This is a genomic window from Streptomyces sp. NPDC006365, assembly GCF_042870755.1.
Classification (GTDB): Bacteria; Actinomycetota; Actinomycetes; order Streptomycetales; family Streptomycetaceae; genus Streptomyces; species Streptomyces xiangluensis.
The window spans coordinates 342,534-359,218 of the sequence record NZ_JBIAHS010000002.1 but is presented as its reverse complement, the minus strand read 5'-3'; the positions used below and the strand labels follow the sequence as shown (position 1 = coordinate 359,218).

The window sequence follows — 16,685 nt, the reverse complement described above, 5'->3', positions numbered from 1 at the left end:
GGAGGAAGAGGTTTACGGGAATGCGGCGGGTCTGTGGACACGCCGAGGGTCAAGGTTACGGGGCCCTGACCAGCGGGGTCAAACCGGGTCACGAGCCGTCCGCACACCACACTGCCAGTTGACCGGCTGCGGGTACGCCGACGCCCTCTGACCGGCGGGTTCTCCGCCGTCCAGAGGGCGCCGAGGCGGTTCAGGCGGTTCGGTCTTCGGTCCGGTCCTCGTCGGTGGCGGCCGTGACGGTGGACGACGACGGCGTCTGCTCCGCCGCCGCGGTCTTCTTCGTCGCGGCCTTCTTGGTGGTCGCCTTCTTCGTGGTCGCCTTCTTGGCCGTGGCCTTCTTGACGGCCGTCTTCTTGACCGCCGTCTTCTTCGCGGCAGCCTTCTTCGCGGTCGCCTTCTTGACCGTCTTACGGGCCGCCTTCTTGGCCGGCGCCTCGTCGGCGTCCTCGGCGGCCCCGGTGTACTCGGCTTCCGCGACCGGCGCCTCGGCGGGCTCCTCCGCCGGTGACGACGGGACGACCACGACGGCCGTCTCCTCCGCCGCGGTGGGCGCGGTGGCCATCCGGACCGCACGGCGGCGCGGGCGGGCCGGAGCCGCGCTCTCGGCGGCCGGCTCGGGCTGCTGCTCGGCTACCGGCTCAGGCTCAGGCTCAGGCTCGGCGACGGGAACCGCGACCGGCTCGGTGACCGTCACCACGACCTCCTCGGCCGCCTTCGGAGAACCGGCCGGCGCCGAGACCTTGCGGGTCGCCCGACGACGCGTACGCCCCTTGGGCGCGGCCTCCTCGGCGGCCGGGGCCTCGACGACGGGGTCCTCGGCGGCCATGGGCTCCGCCTGCGCGACGGCAGCCGGCTCCGGCTGCACGGGACGCTCGGCCTCGTCCTCGGCGGTCACGGTCTGGGCCGTCGGAGCCTCGGCCTCTGCCCTGCGCTCGGGCCTACGGGACTCGGGGCGCGGCGCGCCCGCCGGTGCCGACGCACGACGGCTGGCCCGCCGTCGCGAACGGCCACCCCGGGTGGCAGCGGCCTCCGCCTCGGCGGCGCTGCTGTACAGCTCTTCGTCCGGTACGAAGGCGGGCTCGGCCAGCGCGACCGGCGCGGCCGCCTCGGCGGCGATCTCCGCCTCGGTCTCGGCCTCCTCCTCGGCGGTCTCGACGGCCTGGACCGCCTCGATGGCCGGAGCGGGGACCTGCTCGGGCAGGGGCTCGGCACCGGCCCGCGCACGCTTCTTGCGCTTGCCGCCGCCCCCAAGGGCGGTCGGCTGCTCCATGTGCACGATGACGCCACGGCCGTTGCAGTGGACACAGGTCTCGGAGAACGACTCGAGCAGGCCCTGGCCCACGCGCTTCCGCGTCATCTGGACAAGGCCCAGCGAGGTCACCTCGGCGACCTGGTGCTTCGTACGGTCGCGTCCCAGGCACTCCAGGAGCCGCCGCAGCACCAGGTCCCGGTTGGACTCCAGGACCATGTCGATGAAGTCGATGACGACGATGCCGCCGAGGTCACGCAGCCGCAGCTGGCGCACGATCTCCTCGGCCGCCTCCAGGTTGTTCCTGGTCACGGTCTCTTCGAGGTTGCCGCCCTGGCCGGTGAACTTACCGGTGTTGACGTCGATCACGATCATCGCTTCGGTCTTGTCGATCACCAGCGAACCGCCGCTCGGCAGCCAGACCTTGCGGTCCAGCGCCTTGGCGAGCTGCTCGTCGATCCGGTACGACGCGAAGACGTCGACCTCGCTCGTCCACTTCTGCAGACGCTCGGCCAGGTCGGGTGCCACATGGGAGACGTACCCGTGGATGGTCTCCCAGGCCTCGCCACCGCTGACGATGACCTTGGTGAAATCCTCGTTGAAGATGTCGCGGACGACGCGGACGGTCATGTCCGGCTCGCCGTACAGCAGGCTCGGGGCGTTGCCGCCGCCCTTCGCCTTCTTCTGGATGTCCTCCCACTGCGCCTGGAGCCGCTCGACGTCACGGCGCAGCTCGTCCTCGCTCGCACCCTCGGCGGCGGTGCGCACGATGACGCCCGCGTCCTCGGGGACGATCTTCTTGAGGATGGTCTTCAGGCGGGCGCGCTCGGTGTCCGGGAGCTTGCGGCTGATCCCCGTCATGGAGCCCTCGGGGACGTATACGAGGTAGCGGCCCGGCAGCGAGACCTGGCTGGTCAGGCGCGCGCCCTTGTGCCCGATCGGGTCCTTCGTGACCTGTACGAGGACCGACTGGCCGGACTTGAGGGCGGTCTCGATACGCCGCGGGCCGTTCGCCATGCCCAGCGCCTCGAAGTTGACCTCACCGGCGTACAGGACGGCATTGCGTCCCTTGCCGATGTCGATGAAGGCGGCCTCCATCGACGGCAGTACGTTCTGGACCTTGCCCAGGTAGACATTGCCGACGTACGAGGTCGACTGCTCCTTGTTGACGTAGTGCTCCACGAGCACGTTGTCCTCGAGCACGCCGATCTGCGTACGGTCGCCGTTCTGCCGGACCACCATCACGCGCTCGACGGCCTCGCGGCGGGCCAGGAACTCGGCCTCGGTGATGATCGGCACCCGGCGGCGGCCCTGCTCGCGGCCTTCACGGCGGCGCTGCTTCTTGGCCTCCAGACGGGTCGAGCCCTTGATGGACTGCACCTCGTCGGACGGCTCGGCCTTCGGGCGGGGCTCGCGGACCTTCACGACCGTGCGCTCGGGGTCGCCGTCGCTCGGCTCGGCCTCGACGGGCGCGTCACCGGCACGACGCCGACGGCGCCGACGGCGACGGCTGCTGCTGGAACCGCCGGACTCCTCGCGCTCCTCGCGCTGCTCCTGAGCGTCGTCCTCGGCCTGCTCGTCGGTGTCCTCGCTGTCCTCGGTGTCCTGGGAGGCCTCCTCGGAGGCGGTCTCCTCGCTCTCCGAAGCCTCGCCGTCCTGCTCGGCGTTCTCGCCCCGGCGACGCCTACGGCCACCGCGACGGCGCCGACGACGCGAGCCGGTCTCCTCGGTCTCGTCGCCCTCTTCCTCAGCGGACTCCTCGGCCTCGGGAGTCTCCGCGGACTCCTCGGCCGCACCCTTGCGGCGACGGCGCCGACGCGGACCGGTCTCCTCCTCGACGGGCTCCGGGGCCGCCGTCTCGGCGACGTCCTCGTCCTCCTCGGCCTCGGCAGCGGCGGCGGCTGCCGCGCGCTCCGGCGTCTGGAACATCGGCTCCGTGAAGACGGGCGCCTGGAAGACGGCGACAGCGGGCCGCGCGGGCGGCTGCGCGGACTCTTCTTCCGCGGCCTGCTTCTTGTCGGGGGCCGGCGCGGCAAAGCCGCTGGCAGCGGTCTTACGGGTGGCACGACGCCGCGTACGACGCGGGGCGGCGTCCTCCGCCGGCTCGGGGGTGGGCTCCGCCTCGGGGGCGGTGGTCTGGTCGGTCTCGGCAGCGGTGGTCTGGTCGGTCTCGGCAGCGGCCACAGGGGCCTCCCTGCGCTCGTCATGGACAGCGGCCTCGGCGGTGGGCTCCGCCTCGGCGGCCTCGGGCGCACCGGCAGGCGCAACGGCACGCCGCGTGGCGCGACGGCGCGCACGGCGCGGGGCGATGTCCTCGGTCTCGGTGATCTGCTCCGGCTCGACTACGGCGGCGGGCTCCGTGTGCGGCTCGGGGGTGGTCTGTGGGGTGTCGGCGGCGGGGGCCGCACTGTCGGCGGCCTCGCCGGCCTCGGGCGCACCGGCGGGAGCCGAGACGCGACGCGTCGCGCGACGGCGCGTACGCCCGGCAGGCGCGGCCTCACCCACGGCGGGCTCCTCCGCTTCGGCGTCTTCGGCGACGGTCGCGGCGGGAGCCGCTACCTCGGCAGCCGGAGCCTCGGCGGCAGGCGACTCAGGTGCACCGGCCGTCGCGGAAGCGGCGGGGGCGGCGGTCTCGGCCGCGGGCTCCGCAGCAGCCGGGGACGAGGCCGGGGCCTCGGCAGGCTCAGGCGCAGCGGCCGGTGCGGTGACACGACGCGTCGCGCGACGACGCGTACGCCCGGCAGGCGCGGCCTCACCGACGGCAGGCTCGGCGTCGGCAGCCGCGGAGGCGGGCTCCTCGGCAGCGGGCACCTGGACAGCCGGGGCTGCGGCAGCGACGGCGCTTGCCTCGGGGGCACCAGCGGGGGCAGAGACACGACGTGTCGCACGACGGCGCGTACGCCCGGCGGGCTCCTCCACGGCAGGGACGGCCTCAGCGGGCGCAGGGGTCTCGGTCGGCGCGGACTCCTCCGCGGCCGGAGTGACAACAGACGCAGCAGCCGCGGCTGCTGCCTCGTCGGCGGCAATCCTCTCGGGCGCCACCGCCGTCTCAGAGGTCGCCGCGATCTCCTCCGGCTCCTTCGCCGCGAGATCGGCGGAGCTCACCGGCGGTATGGCCGGTGCCGTGGTCTCGGCCACGGTCGCGGACTCGGACGTCGCCGAGGGCGGCCCCGAAGGGCGGGACGCGGCGCGACGGCGCCGACGTGGCGGCAAGGTGTCGCTGGGGGTGTTGTTCTCGGGACCCTCAGCGGGTTCGTTCGGCTCGAGCATGCGGGTGGATCTCCCGTCAGGCTCCCGGGCGCCGCGCCTGGTCCGGCTGTACCGGTGACGTCCGCGGCTCGCGCGATGCGCGGTGCCGCCGTCCGGGGCGCGGGCGCCACTCGGGAGCTCTCTGTGTTCTGTCTCGCCGGTTCCGTACGCCGTGTTGCGTACGGCCTGGCGAAAGTCTTGTGGTCGGCGCGCTGCCCGACCCAGGTGGCTCCCGAGTACGAGGGCGGCGCTACGACGTCCGTCCTTACGCGGGACCTTCCTTACGCCGACGCCGTCGCGGCGGCGGTGGCTGCGGCCATGAGTGGGGCGGCTGCCACTGCCTCGCGGTCGGGCGCGAGCGGGTCGGTCACCGTGCCGGTCTCTTCATCGAAAAGCCCCTGCGCCAGCCTGGTCACCGCTGCGGGGACCGGCGGCGCCAGGTCGGCCACAGCTCGGAGACCGGACAGGACGTCGTCGGGTCGTACGGCAGGCGTCACGTGCCGAACAACCAGCCGCAGTATCGCACAGGGCTGGTCGGTCGGCCTATCAGGCTGTGGACTCTGCGTCTCAGGCTCGGCACTCTGCGCCTCCAGGCTCGCGACCGCGGCGCGGGCGTCGAAGGTACGCATGCCGTTCTTCATCTTGCGCTGGACCTCGACGGTCTCGGCCTTCATGAAGGCGTCGACCGCGCGCTCGGCGTCCGCGAGTGCCACGCCGTCGAGGCGCAGTTCCCAGACGGAGGCCGTGAGCCGGTCGGCGAGACCCGACGTACGGGCCTCGACCGCGTCGACGATGTCGAGCCCGGCAGGCAACGACTCGTCGAGGAGCGCACGCAGCTGGTCGGGATCGCGCGCTTCGGTGAGCGCGATCTCCAGGTACTCGGCCTCGCTGCCCGTGCCGGTGGGTGCGGCATTGGCGTACGACACCTTCGGGTGCGGGGTGAACCCCGCCGAGTACGCCATCGGCACCTCGGCGCGGCGCAGCGCACGCTCGAAGGCGCGCTGGAAGTCACGGTGGCTGGTGAACCGGAGGCGGCCGCGCTTGGTGTAGCGCAGGCGTACGCGCTGCACCGCGGGTGCGGGCGGCGGGCCTTCGGGCTGTCGCTTGCCCAGTGGTTCTTCTCCTCGCTGTGAAGCGGTACGTGCTGCACCGCCCCGTGGACGTGCGGTGGACCTCGTCGCCCCCGCGTGAGCGGGAACGGTGGCGGATGACGCCTTCCGGCGTCCCCCGTCCGGATCATCCCCGCGTGGGCGGGGACAGGTCGTCGCGTCCGGACCTACCCTCCAGAGTACGCGCAGGGAGCACCGTGGGTTCCCGGAGTCCCTTGGTCAAGGGCACCGGCTCGGGTTCCGGGGGCGCCCCGAAGAGCATCCGCCGGATGTCGGCCCGGGTCTGCCGAGCGGTCTCGCGAGCGCTGGTCAGGGCTTGCCGGGCGCCGCGCCCGACGCTGCGCGCGGCCTCGGCGGCGGGCCGCCAGATCGCGTCCCGTACGACATGTCCGACGGGCGTGAGCACGCTCTTGTACACCCACCGCACCGGCTCCACGAAGACCCACCGGAAGAGCCGCCCCAGGAACCGCCCCACGGCGAGCGACACATACCCGGCGACCCGCCATGCGTGCCCGATCGCCGTGCCGATCTCGCGCGCGACGACGGCGATCGCCCGCCCGACCGGCACGAACACCCAACGCCACAGGGCAACGGCCGGCACGACGAAGACCCACCGCAGCAAGGTCCCGACGACCATCGCGCCCCAGGTCACCCCCGCCCAGACCCCACGCCCGACCCAGGCCAGACCGATCCACACACCGCGAGCAACCCACGCGACACCGGCCCACACGCCCACGCCGACCCAGGCGATCCCCGCCCACAACCTCAGCGCCACCCACGCCACCCCGGCCGCGACACCCCGCGCCACCCAGGCAATCCCCCGCCCGCTCGGCGCGAGCACGCGTGCGTACAGCAACCCCGCCGGAACGACCACCAGCACCCGCCACAACCAGGCACACCCGGCCCCGATCCCCTGCAGCACCGCCACGATCCCGTGCCCGAGGGGCGTCAGCACCCGTGCGTACAACCACACGACCGGCACGACGAGCAGCACATGCCCGAGCCACCCCAGCACTCGCCCTACAGGCACGACGACGTACCGCCACAGCCCCACCCAAGGCCACACGAACACCAGCTTGGCCAACCACCCGAGCACGGTCACAACCGCCCGCCCGACGGGCGCGAGCACCCACATGACCGCCCGCCCCAGCGGCCGGAACACCGTGTCCCTCAGGAAACGCCCGCTCACCACGAGCGCGTCCCACACCATCCGCACCGGCACAACCAGCACGAGCACCACGATCCGCACGGGTATCCGGATCGCTACCGCGAGACACCCCTCGGGAGCCGCGTCCTGCTGCTGCCCGGTCGCGCGCTTCATCTCGTACTGACGCGGTGCGGGCGTCACGGCCGGCGGCTTTTCCAGGTCCATGCCGACGAAGACGCATCAGCGCCCCGTACGGATCCAGAACCTCAGCTTCCCGCCCCGCTCGTCCTCGAACTCTCCACCGTTGGCCTCGATGACCTTGCGGGAACCGACGTTGGTGGTGTCACAGGTGACGAGCACCCGCTTGAGCCCGAGGGCGCTCGCGTACGGCAGAACGTCGCGCAGCATGGCGGTGGCGTACCCGTTCCGCCGCGCGGTCGGCCGTACTCCGTAGCCGATGTGGCCGCCGTAGTCGCGAAGGTGGGGCGTCAGCCGGTGACGCAGCTGGATCCGCCCGAGATAGGCCTCACCGTCCACGTACCAGTACCAACTCCCGGGCACGAACCCATCGGGCCGACGCCCCTCCTCCAGCTCCTCCTCGCGGACGGCGGCTACATAGCGCGCGAACCCGTCCTGCTCGTGCCAGTCGTGGCCGTACACGGCGAGCTCCCGCGTGAGGGTGTCGCCGAAGGACTCGCCCTCGGCGAGGTTCTCCTGCACCGCTCCCAGGAAGGAGACACGGAAACGCGGATCAGGCCTGATGAGCTGCGGCATCACCGCATTGTGCCGCGACGCAGGAGGGCCCGGCCACGGCATTTCGCCGTCGGCCGGGCCCGCGCCTCGTCCTACTTGACCACCGTCAGCGGCAGCAGCTTCTTCCCCGTAGGCCCGACCTGGATGGTCGTGTCCATGGCAGGGCACACCCCGCAGTCAAAGCACGGCGTCCAGCGGCAGTCCTCGACCTCCGTCTCGTCGAGGGCGTCCTGCCAGTCCTCCCAGAGCCAGTCCTTGTCGAGGCCGGAGTCGAGGTGGTCCCAGGGGAGGACCTCCTCGTACGTACGCTCGCGAGTGGTGTACCAGTCGACGTCCACGCCGTACGCGGGCAGCGTTTTGTCGGCGCACTGCATCCAGCGGTCGTACGAGAAGTGCTCACGCCAGCCGTCGAAGCGGCCGCCGTCCTCGTAGACGGCACGGATGACGGCGCCGATGCGGCGGTCGCCACGCGAGAGCAGGCCCTCGACGATGCCGGGCTTGCCGTCGTGGTAGCGGAAGCCGATGGAGCGGCCGTACTTCTTGTCGCCGCGGATCTTGTCGCGGAGCTTCTCGAGACGGGCGTCCGTCTCCTCGGCCGAGAGCTGCGGGGCCCACTGGAAAGGGGTGTGGGGCTTGGGGACGAAGCCGCCGATCGACACCGTGCAGCGGATGTCGTTCTGGCCCGAGACCTCGCGGCCCTTCTGGATCACGCGGGTCGCCATGTCGGCGATCTGCATGACGTCGTCGTCGGTCTCCGTCGGCAGGCCGCACATGAAGTAGAGCTTCACCTGGCGCCAGCCGTTGCCGTAGGCGGTGGCGACCGTGCGGATCAGGTCCTCCTCCGAGACCATCTTGTTGATGACCTTGCGGATGCGTTCCGAACCGCCTTCGGGCGCGAAGGTCAGGCCCGACCTGCGGCCGTTACGAGTGAGCTCGTTCGCCAGGTCGATGTTGAAGGCGTCGACCCGGGTGGACGGCAGCGAAAGGCCGACCTTGTCCTCCTCGTACCGGTCCGCCAGGCCCTTCGCGATGTCGCCGATCTCCGAGTGGTCCGCGGAGGACAGGGAGAGAAGGCCGACCTCCTCGAAGCCGGTCGCCTTCAGGCCCTGGTCGACCATCTCGCCGATACCCGTGATCGAGCGCTCGCGCACCGGGCGCGTGATCATGCCCGCCTGGCAGAAGCGGCAGCCGCGCGTACAGCCGCGGAAGATCTCCACCGACATACGCTCATGGACCGTCTCCGCCAGCGGTACCAGCGGCTGCTTCGGGTACGGCCACTCGTCCAGGTCCATGACCGTGTGCTTGGACACCCGCCACGGGACACCGGACTTGTTCGGTACGACCCGTCCGATGCGGCCGTCCGGCAGGTACTCCACGTCGTAGAACGCCGGGATGTAGACGTTGCCGGTCTTGGCGAGGCGGAACAGGACCTCCTCGCGGCCGCCCGGCCGCCCCTCCGCCTTCCAGGCGCGGATGATCTCCGTCATGTCGAGCACGGCCTGCTCACCGTCGCCGATGATCGCCGCGTCGAGGAAGTCGGCGATCGGCTCGGGGTTGAAGGCGGCGTGGCCTCCGGCGAGCACGATCGGGTCGTCGAGGCCCCGGTCCTTCGACTCCAGCGGGATGCCCGCGAGGTCCAGGGCCGTCAGCATGTTCGTGTAGCCGAGCTCCGTGGAGAAGCTGAGCCCGAGCACGTCGAACGCGCGAACCGGGCGGTGGCTGTCCACCGTGAACTGCGGGACGCCGTGCTCCCGCATCAGCTCCTCGAGGTCCGGCCACACGCTGTACGTGCGCTCGGCGAGCACGCCGTCGCGCTCGTTGAGTACCTCGTAGAGGATCTGCACGCCCTGGTTGGGCAGTCCGACCTCGTACGCGTCGGGGTACATGAGCGCCCAGCGGACGTCGGAGCTGTCCCAGTCCTTGACGGTGGAGTTGAGCTCACCGCCTACGTACTGGATCGGCTTCTGCACATGCGGCAGCAGGGCCTCGAGCTGTGGGAAGACCGACTCGACAGACATAGTGGTGGGGACCTTCGTGAGCTGACAGGGGTGACCCTCAAGACTAACGCCTCCCCACGAGCCCCCCGGCCGCGGCGAAGATCGCCGCCCATGCCCCCGGCAGCGTCCGCTCGACGTCGGCCGCGCGCTGCTCCTCCCTGCCGTAGAGCACCCCGTACGTGAAGGAACTCTCGCCCGCCGCGTGGGCCTGGGTGGCGAGGTCGCGCAGGGAGAGGCGGGTCATCACGCTGTCCTGGTGGTCCCCGAGGAGGCCCTGGAGGGACTTCATCGATCTGACCAGGTCGACGGCGGGTTCGCTGAGCGCCTTGGTGGCTGCCTCCGCCGCGTACCGCGTGCGCTTGGCCTTCTTGCGGGCCTCGTGGATCGCGAGGTCGCGGTCCGTGCCGGGCGGTGCGTCGATGGCCTGGACGACCAGGGCGGTCAGCTTCGCGAAGTCGCTGCGGACGGCCTTGCCGATCACCTTGTCGGGCGGTCCCGCGGCGGCCTTGAGGAGCGGCGGTTCGGCGACCAGGGAGTCGAGAGTGGCAAGCAGGTCCAGGTACCGCTTTCCGTCCAGTACCGCGATCAGCCGGCGGCGCGAACCGCCGCGCCGGGCGTGCGCCCAGGTGCGCAGGCGGGTGCGGACAGGGCCCGCGAACAGGGTGCGCGGCAGCTCGTCGAGAGCCGCCGTCAGACGCTCGGTCAGCACCTCCTGGTCGCGGTCGACTCCCAACTCCCCTGCCAGCCACTTGAGTTCGTCGCCGATCGGGTCGGTGACGGCCCGGTCCAGGACCTTGCCGTACGAGCGGAAGCTGCTGCGCAGCCGACGGGTGGCGACGCGCATCCGGTGCACGGAGTCGTATACGTCGCGCCGTACGGCCGGGTCGAGTTCGACGATGGCGTCGCGTTGGGCGCGTACGTACGCGAGGACGTGGTCGCCAGCGGTGGGCGGCTCTGGCTCCGCGGTCACGACGACCTTGGGCTTCTTCCGACCGGCCTGCTTGGTCTGCTTGGTTTGCTTGGTCTGCTTGGCTTTCCCGGTATCTGCCTGTTTCCCGGCATCTGCCTGTTTCCCGGCATCTGCCTGTTTACCGGTCTCCGCCGGTTTCCCGGTCTCGGCCAGCGCTCTGGCCAGTTTGGAGGCGGACTTGGAGCGGCTGATCCCGGCCTTGCGGAGCTTCTTCTCGACCTTGTCGAGGAAAGCGGGATCGCCGTCGTCGGCCAGCTCCACCTCGATCTCGGTCCAGTCGGTGCTTCCGTCGCCGCCGCTGAGCCGCTCGGCGTGTACGCGGTCGACGCTGACCTCGGCGAGCAGACCGCCGGAGGCGTCGAGGAGGTGGCGGACGTCGCGCGCGGACTGGAGCCGTACAACGGGGAGCAGTTCGGCGTCGCGCACGCGGGAGCGGACGAGTCCGGCGAGACTGCGGGGCAGGGCGTCGGACAACGGGGCGCGGATCTCGTCGCGTACGCCGTCGGAGACCGGCAGCTTCAGATGCCAGCCCGCGTCATCGCCTCCGGTACGGCGGCGCAGCGTGATGGACGCCGCGGCGAGCCGCTGGTCGGCCGTGTCGTAGTACGTCGCGTCGAGTTCGGCGAGGCCCTTGTCCACGACGCTCGCGACGCCGCTCACGCCGCTCAGATCGGGTAGCCCCGCACTCTCACCGGCTTCGTACTTACGCTCGATCTCCCGCTTTGTGTCCGCCATGGACTGAATCTAGTCACGATTCCGCATCGGGGGCAGCCCTCAAAGGGCATGCACTCGCCATCTGAGACACATTTGATGTTCTTCCAGGCGTAGCTTCGCCCCGCCCCCCCTTCGGGGCGCGGGGCTGTGACAAGCCACGACGAACCCGCAGCTTCGAGCCGCCCCTCCAGCGGAGCGCCTACGCCGACATCGGCCGCTGCACCCGGATCGACTGCAACAACCCCACAGCCACCCACACCGCGAACATCGACGACCCTCCGTACGACACGAAGGGCAGCGGCAGTCCGGCCACCGGCATGATCCCCAGCGTCATGCCCACGTTCTCGAAGGACTGGAACCCGAACCAGGCGATGATCCCGGCGGCGACGATCGTGCCGTACAGCTCGGTCGTCTCGCGGGCGATACGGCAGGCGCGCCACAGGACGATGCCCAGCAGCAGGATGATCAAGCCGGCGCCGATGAAGCCCAACTCCTCGCCCGCGACCGTGAAGACGAAGTCCGTCTGCTGTTCGGGGACGAACTGGCCGGTGGTCTGCGAGCCGTTGCCCAGCCCGGTGCCGAACAGTCCGCCCGAACCGATCGCGATGCGGGCCTGGTTGGTGTTGTAGCCGACGCCGGCCGGGTCGAGCTCGGGGTTGGCGAAGGCGGCGAAGCGGTTGATCTGGTACTCGTCGAGGATCCCGAGCTGCCAGACCGCGATCGCGCCCGCGGCACCCGTGCCCATGAGGCCGAACACCCAGCGGTTGGAGGCGCCGGAGGCGAGCAGTACGCCCAGCACGATGATCACCATCACCATGACCGAGCCGAGGTCGGGCATGAGCAGGACGATCAGTATCGGCACGGTGGCCAGGCCCAGGGACTGCAGGACCGTGCGATGGTCGGGGTAGGGCTTGTCACCTGCGTCGACCCGCGCAGCCAGCAGCATCGCCATACCGAGGATGATCGTGATCTTCACGAACTCCGAGGGCTGCAGCGAGAACCCGCCGGGCAGCTTGATCCAGGCGTGCGAGCCGTTGATCGTGGCGCCCAGTGGGGTCAGCACCAGCAGGATCAGGAAGACCGAGATGCCGTACAGGATCGGCACGGCCCCACGCAGCGTGCGATGGCCGAGCCAGACGGTGCCGACCATCAGGGCGAAGCCGATGCCCGTGTTGAGCAGGTGCCGGAACAGGAAGTAGTACGGGTCGCCCTGGTTGAGCTCGGTGCGGTTGCGGGTCGCCGAGTAGACGAGGGCCGCGCCGATCACGGAGAGGGCGATGGCCGACAGCAGTATCGGCCAGTCGAGGCGACGCGCCAGCGAGTCGCGGGCGAACAGCCGTGCCCAGGTGGAGCGTTGGGGCCCATAGCCGGAGACGGAGAAGCCGTTCGCGCCGGTCATGTGGTGCTCCTCCGCCTCTTCCTGCGGCGGTCGGTGCCCCGTCGGGCATCGCGCCGTCGGGTGTCGCGCCGTCGGGTGTCGCGGTTGGTGCCGGTGTTCGGCGAGGGCACCGTGGCGGCCGGATCGTCGCCGGTCGCCGCCTGCTGGCTCTCGGCCTCCTGCTCCTCCTGCGGCACGTACTTCCCGATCTTCGGGGCGTCGATCGAACCGTCCGGCTGGATCTTCGGCAGGCTCTTCTGCGGCTCGGGCAGCAGGGCCTTCTTCTTGTCGATCTTTCCGTCGTCGGAGACGCCGTACAGCGCGTCGTAGATGTTGCGCACGGCGGGGCCGGAGGCGCCGGAGCCCGTACCACCCTGGGAGATGGTCATGACGACGGTGTAGTCCTCGGTGTACGTGGTGAACCACGAGGTGGTCTGCTTGCCGTAGACCTCGGCGGTACCCGTCTTGGCGTGCATCGGGATCTTGTCCTGCGGCCAGCCGACATCGGCGAAGCGCCAGGCGGCCGTACCGCGGGTGGCGACTCCCTCGAGGGCTTCGTCTATCTCGCCGAGCGTCTGCTTCGACATCGGCAGCTTGCCGTGCGACTTCGGGGCGATCTCCTGGATGCTCCTGCCGTCGACGCTGACGATCGCCTTGCCGACGGTCGGGTCGTACATGGTGCCGCCGTTGGAGATCGCCGAGTAGATGGTGGCCATCTGGATCGGTGTGACGAGGGTGTCGCCCTGGCCGATGGAGTAGTTGACGGAGTCACCGGCGCGCAGCCTGTTGCCTTCGAGGCAGTTCTCGTACGCGATGCGCTCGGCGTAGTCGCCGCTCTTCTTGCCGGTCTTGCACCAGGAGTCCTTGTTGGCCTTCCAGTAGTCCTGCTTCCACTGGCGGTCGGGGACACGCCCTGTGACCTCGTTCGGGAGGTCGATGCCCGTCTCCTTGCCGAGGCCGAACTGGTGGGCCGTCTTGTAGAACCAGTCGTTGGCGTTCTTCTTCGGCTTGGTGCCGCCGTCCCGCTTCCACTCCTCGTGCGAGAGCCGGTAGAAGACGGTGTCGCAGGAGACCTCGAGCGCGCGGCCCAGCGAGATCGGGCCGTACCCCTTGGACTCGAAGTTCTTGAAGACCTGGCTGCCGATGTTGTACGAGCTGGAGCACTGGTACGGGCCGTCGAAGGAGTAGCCGGCCTTGATCGCGGCAGCCGTCGGGATGACCTTGAAGACGGAGCCGGGGGCGGACTGGCCCTGGATCGCCCGGTTCAGCAGCGGGTAGTTGGACTTCTTGCCGGTGAGCTTCGCGTAGTCCTTGGCGGAGATGCCGCCGACCCAGGCGTTCGGGTCGTACGCCGGGTTGGACGCCATGGAGACGATGCGGCCCGTCTTGGACTCCATCACCACCACGGCGCCGGAGTCCGCCTTGTAGTTTTCGCCGGTGTTCTTGTCGAACTCCTTGCGGGCGTCCTTCATGGCCTTGTTCAGCTCGTACTCGGCGACGCGCTGGACGCGGGCGTCGATGCTGGTGACGAGGTTGGCGCCGGGCTCGGCCGGGTCGCTCTGGGCCTCGCCCATGACGCGGCCGAGGTTGTCGACCTCGTAACGGGTGACGCCGGCCTTGCCGCGCAGCTGCCGGTCGTACTGGCGCTCCAGGCCGGAGCGGCCGACCATGTCGGAGCGCAGGTACGGGGAGTTGGTGTCCTCGGCCTTGGTGATCTCCTCGTCCGTGACGGGCGAGAGATAGCCGAGCACCTGCGCGGTGTTGGCGTCGCCGGGGCTCGCGTAGCGGCGTACGGCCTGGGGTTCGGCGGTGATGCCGGGGAAGTCCTCGGAGCGTTCACGGATCTGGAGGGCCTGCTTGGCGGTGGCCTCGTCGGTGATGGGGATCGGCTGGTAGGGCGAGCCGTTCCAGCAGGGCTGCGGCGTCTTGGAGTCGCACAGCCGCACCTTGTCCATGACGTCCTTGGGCTTCAGGCCGAGGACACCGGCGAGCTTGGTGAGCACCGCCTCGCCGTCGTCCTTCATCTTCAGCAGATCGGTACGCGAGGCGGAGACCACGAGCCGCGTCTCGTTGTCGGCGATCGGCACACCGCGCGCGTCGAGAATCGACCCGCGCACGGCCGGGCTCACGACCTGCTGAACGTGGTTCCCGGACGCTTCCTTGGCGTAGGCGTCACCTTCGCGGATCTGGAGGTACCAGAGGCGTCCGCCGAGGGTGGCGAGGAGGGAGAAGACGAGAACCTGGATGACGACGAGCCGAATCTGGACGCGTGGGGTCCGCCCGGTCTCGGGGATGTTGGTCACTGGTGCCTCCCCCTCTCAGTGCGTGTATGTGTCATATACGACGGACCTGTGAGACCACTGATGTGAGACGGACCCGCCAACTTCCGTGCGCTCACAGCCGCTTGACCCCCTTGATGCGTCCGGCCCGGGCCACGCGGTTCTTCACGGACTTCATGCGGAGCCCGCCCGCGGACTTCGTACGGAACCCGCCCGCGGACTTCGTACGGAGCCCACCCCGCTGACCGCCGAGGCGCAGCCCCGTGCCGCCGGAGGAGGACAGCCAGCCGGAGGAGACGTCGCTCGCCTTGGCGGAGGTGGTCTCGGCGAGTGGGTCGTTGTCGGCGCGGCGCGCCAGCGCCATGATCCCGGGCACTACGAAGGGCGCGAGCAGCAGGTCGTACAACGCGGCCGTGAACAGCAGACTGCCCAGGCCCACATGACGCGCGGCGGTGTCACCGACGAGGGCCCCGACTCCCGCGTACAGGAGCGTGGATCCGATCGCCGAGGCGACGACCACGACCATCGGGCCGGTGGCGGATCTGATCTGGCCTTTGTCGGGCTTGGCGAGACCCGCGAGGTAGCCGATGACGCACAGTACGAGCGCGTAGCGCCCGGCGGCGTGGTCAGCGGGTGGCGCGAGGTCGGCGAGCAGCCCGGCGCCGAAGCCGACGAGGGCGCCGCCGACATGGCCGTACACCAGAGCGAGGCCGAGAACGGTGAGCAACAGCAGGTCAGGTACGGCGCCCGGGAGTTGGAGGCGGGCGAGGACGGTCACCTGGACCACCAGGGCGACGATCACCAAGGTGGCGGAGAGCAGCATTCGGTTGAAGCGCATACGGGGTTCAGCTCCTACTGCTCTTGCTGCTCTTGGGACAGGCCGTCGGCGGACGCCCCGGCCGAGGGGGTGACCGTCACGGTCACCGTCGGCGTGGGGGTCGGCCTGGGTTTGGGCGGCAGCACCTGGTCTCGCGGGTCCCTGGGCGGGGCCTGGGTGACCACGCCGACCACATCGAGCTTGCTGAAACCGACGTACGGTTCGACGTAGATGGTGCGGGTCAGATCGCCGCCGGAGGGGTCGACGCGGGAGACAACACCGACGGGGACACCGGGTACGAACGGCTTGTCGGCCTGGGAGCCGAAGGTGACGAGACGGTCCCCCTTCTTGATCTTGGCCTTGCCGTTGAGCATCTCCACACGCAGCGGCCGGTCGCCCTGGCCGGAGGCGAAGCCGAGTTCGTCGGTGGACTCCATGCGCGCACCGACCGTGAAGTCCGGGTCGCTGGCGAGGAGCACGGTGGCGGTGTTCGGCCCGACGGTGGTCACTCGGCCGACCAGTCCGTCGCCGTTGAGGACGGTCATGTCGCGCTGGATGCCGTCGTTCGCGCCGACGTCGATGGTGACGGTCCAGGAGAAGCCCTGGGCCGCTCCTATCGCGATGACCTCGGCCCCCTTGATGCCGTACTGCCCGGCGCCCGCCGTCTTGAGGATCTTGTCGAGCTGCTTCAGCCGGCTGCGGTTACGGTCGTCGCTGCCCAGCTCCGCCTTCAAAGCGGCGTTGTCCCGCTCCAGTTGGGCGATACGGTCGTGCCGGTCGCCGGAGTCGCGGACCGCTGCGATCGCGTTGCCGACGGGGTCGACCGCGGAGGACACCCCGTTCTCGATCGGGCCGAAGACCGTGGCGGCGGCCGAGCGGGCCCCGTCGACGGGTGAGTCCTCGCCGCCGCGGATGTCCACCGTGATCAAAGCGAACGCGATGGCGATCAGCAGCACCAGAAGCAGCCGGCTCTCTCGTGTGTCCCTCACGTGCGGCGGCCGTGCCTTCCTCGTCGGATTCGTG

Annotated in this window: 10 protein-coding genes; all 10 read right to left on the bottom strand. The window is 70.4% G+C overall.

The annotated features are described in order from the left end of the window. Nucleotides 1–190: 190 nt before the first annotated feature. Nucleotides 191–4,519, bottom strand: a complete 4,329-nt coding sequence (locus ACFYO0_RS06760; protein WP_388671713.1) for a ribonuclease E/G — start codon at nucleotides 4,517–4,519, stop codon at nucleotides 191–193. A 260-nt stretch (nucleotides 4,520–4,779) separates the two neighbouring features. Further along, nucleotides 4,780–5,568, bottom strand: a complete 789-nt coding sequence (locus tag ACFYO0_RS06755) for a TIGR03936 family radical SAM-associated protein (RefSeq protein ID WP_388671710.1) — start codon at nucleotides 5,566–5,568, stop codon at nucleotides 4,780–4,782. Nucleotides 5,569–5,734: 166 nt separating this feature from the next. Then, nucleotides 5,735–6,979, bottom strand: coding sequence for a hypothetical protein (locus ACFYO0_RS06750; protein WP_388671707.1), 1,245 nt, complete (start codon nucleotides 6,977–6,979; stop codon nucleotides 5,735–5,737). 15 nt (nucleotides 6,980–6,994) lie between these two features. Next, nucleotides 6,995–7,528, bottom strand: a complete 534-nt coding sequence (locus ACFYO0_RS06745; protein ID WP_388671704.1) for a GNAT family N-acetyltransferase — start codon at nucleotides 7,526–7,528, stop codon at nucleotides 6,995–6,997. Between the two features lie 71 nt (nucleotides 7,529–7,599). After that, nucleotides 7,600–9,525 carry a TIGR03960 family B12-binding radical SAM protein gene (locus ACFYO0_RS06740; protein WP_388671701.1) on the bottom strand — a complete coding sequence of 642 codons (1,926 nt, stop codon included), beginning with the start codon at nucleotides 9,523–9,525 and terminating at the stop codon, nucleotides 7,600–7,602. 43 nt (nucleotides 9,526–9,568) lie between these two features. Beyond that, nucleotides 9,569–11,209, bottom strand: coding sequence for a CHAD domain-containing protein (locus ACFYO0_RS06735; RefSeq protein ID WP_388671698.1), 1,641 nt, complete (start codon nucleotides 11,207–11,209; stop codon nucleotides 9,569–9,571). Nucleotides 11,210–11,387: 178 nt separating this feature from the next. Further along, nucleotides 11,388–12,587, bottom strand: a complete 1,200-nt coding sequence (rodA, locus tag ACFYO0_RS06730; protein WP_388671695.1) for a rod shape-determining protein RodA — start codon at nucleotides 12,585–12,587, stop codon at nucleotides 11,388–11,390. Next, nucleotides 12,584–14,869, bottom strand: a complete 2,286-nt coding sequence (gene mrdA / locus ACFYO0_RS06725) for a penicillin-binding protein 2 (RefSeq protein ID WP_388671692.1) — start codon at nucleotides 14,867–14,869, stop codon at nucleotides 12,584–12,586. Before mrdA ends, rodA begins: the two co-directional genes overlap by 4 nt. Nucleotides 14,870–14,960: 91 nt before the next feature. Continuing rightward, complete coding sequence (gene mreD / locus ACFYO0_RS06720) at nucleotides 14,961–15,683, bottom strand: rod shape-determining protein MreD (RefSeq protein ID WP_388671689.1); 723 nt, start codon at nucleotides 15,681–15,683, stop codon at nucleotides 14,961–14,963. A 14-nt stretch (nucleotides 15,684–15,697) separates the two neighbouring features. Further along, the gene (gene mreC / locus ACFYO0_RS06715; protein WP_388671686.1) at nucleotides 15,698–16,651 is read right to left on the bottom strand and encodes a rod shape-determining protein MreC; all 954 of its coding nucleotides are present in this window, start codon (nucleotides 16,649–16,651) and stop codon (nucleotides 15,698–15,700) included. Nucleotides 16,652–16,685 lie beyond the last annotated feature (34 nt).

Bases quoted from the DNA above. Each gene is read 5' to 3' on its own strand.
- ACFYO0_RS06760 (WP_388671713.1), bottom strand. From the start codon at position 4,519: ATGCTCGAGCCGAACGAACCCGCTGAGGGTCCCGAGAACAACACCCCC.
- ACFYO0_RS06750 (WP_388671707.1), bottom strand. From the start codon at position 6,979: ATGGACCTGGAAAAGCCGCCGGCCGTGACGCCCGCACCGCGTCAGTAC.
- ACFYO0_RS06745 (WP_388671704.1), bottom strand. From the start codon at position 7,528: ATGCCGCAGCTCATCAGGCCTGATCCGCGTTTCCGTGTCTCCTTCCTG.
- ACFYO0_RS06740 (WP_388671701.1), bottom strand. From the start codon at position 9,525: ATGTCTGTCGAGTCGGTCTTCCCACAGCTCGAGGCCCTGCTGCCGCAT.
- ACFYO0_RS06735 (WP_388671698.1), bottom strand. From the start codon at position 11,209: ATGGCGGACACAAAGCGGGAGATCGAGCGTAAGTACGAAGCCGGTGAG.
- rodA (WP_388671695.1), bottom strand. From the start codon at position 12,587: ATGACCGGCGCGAACGGCTTCTCCGTCTCCGGCTATGGGCCCCAACGC.
- mreD (WP_388671689.1), bottom strand. From the start codon at position 15,683: ATGCGCTTCAACCGAATGCTGCTCTCCGCCACCTTGGTGATCGTCGCC.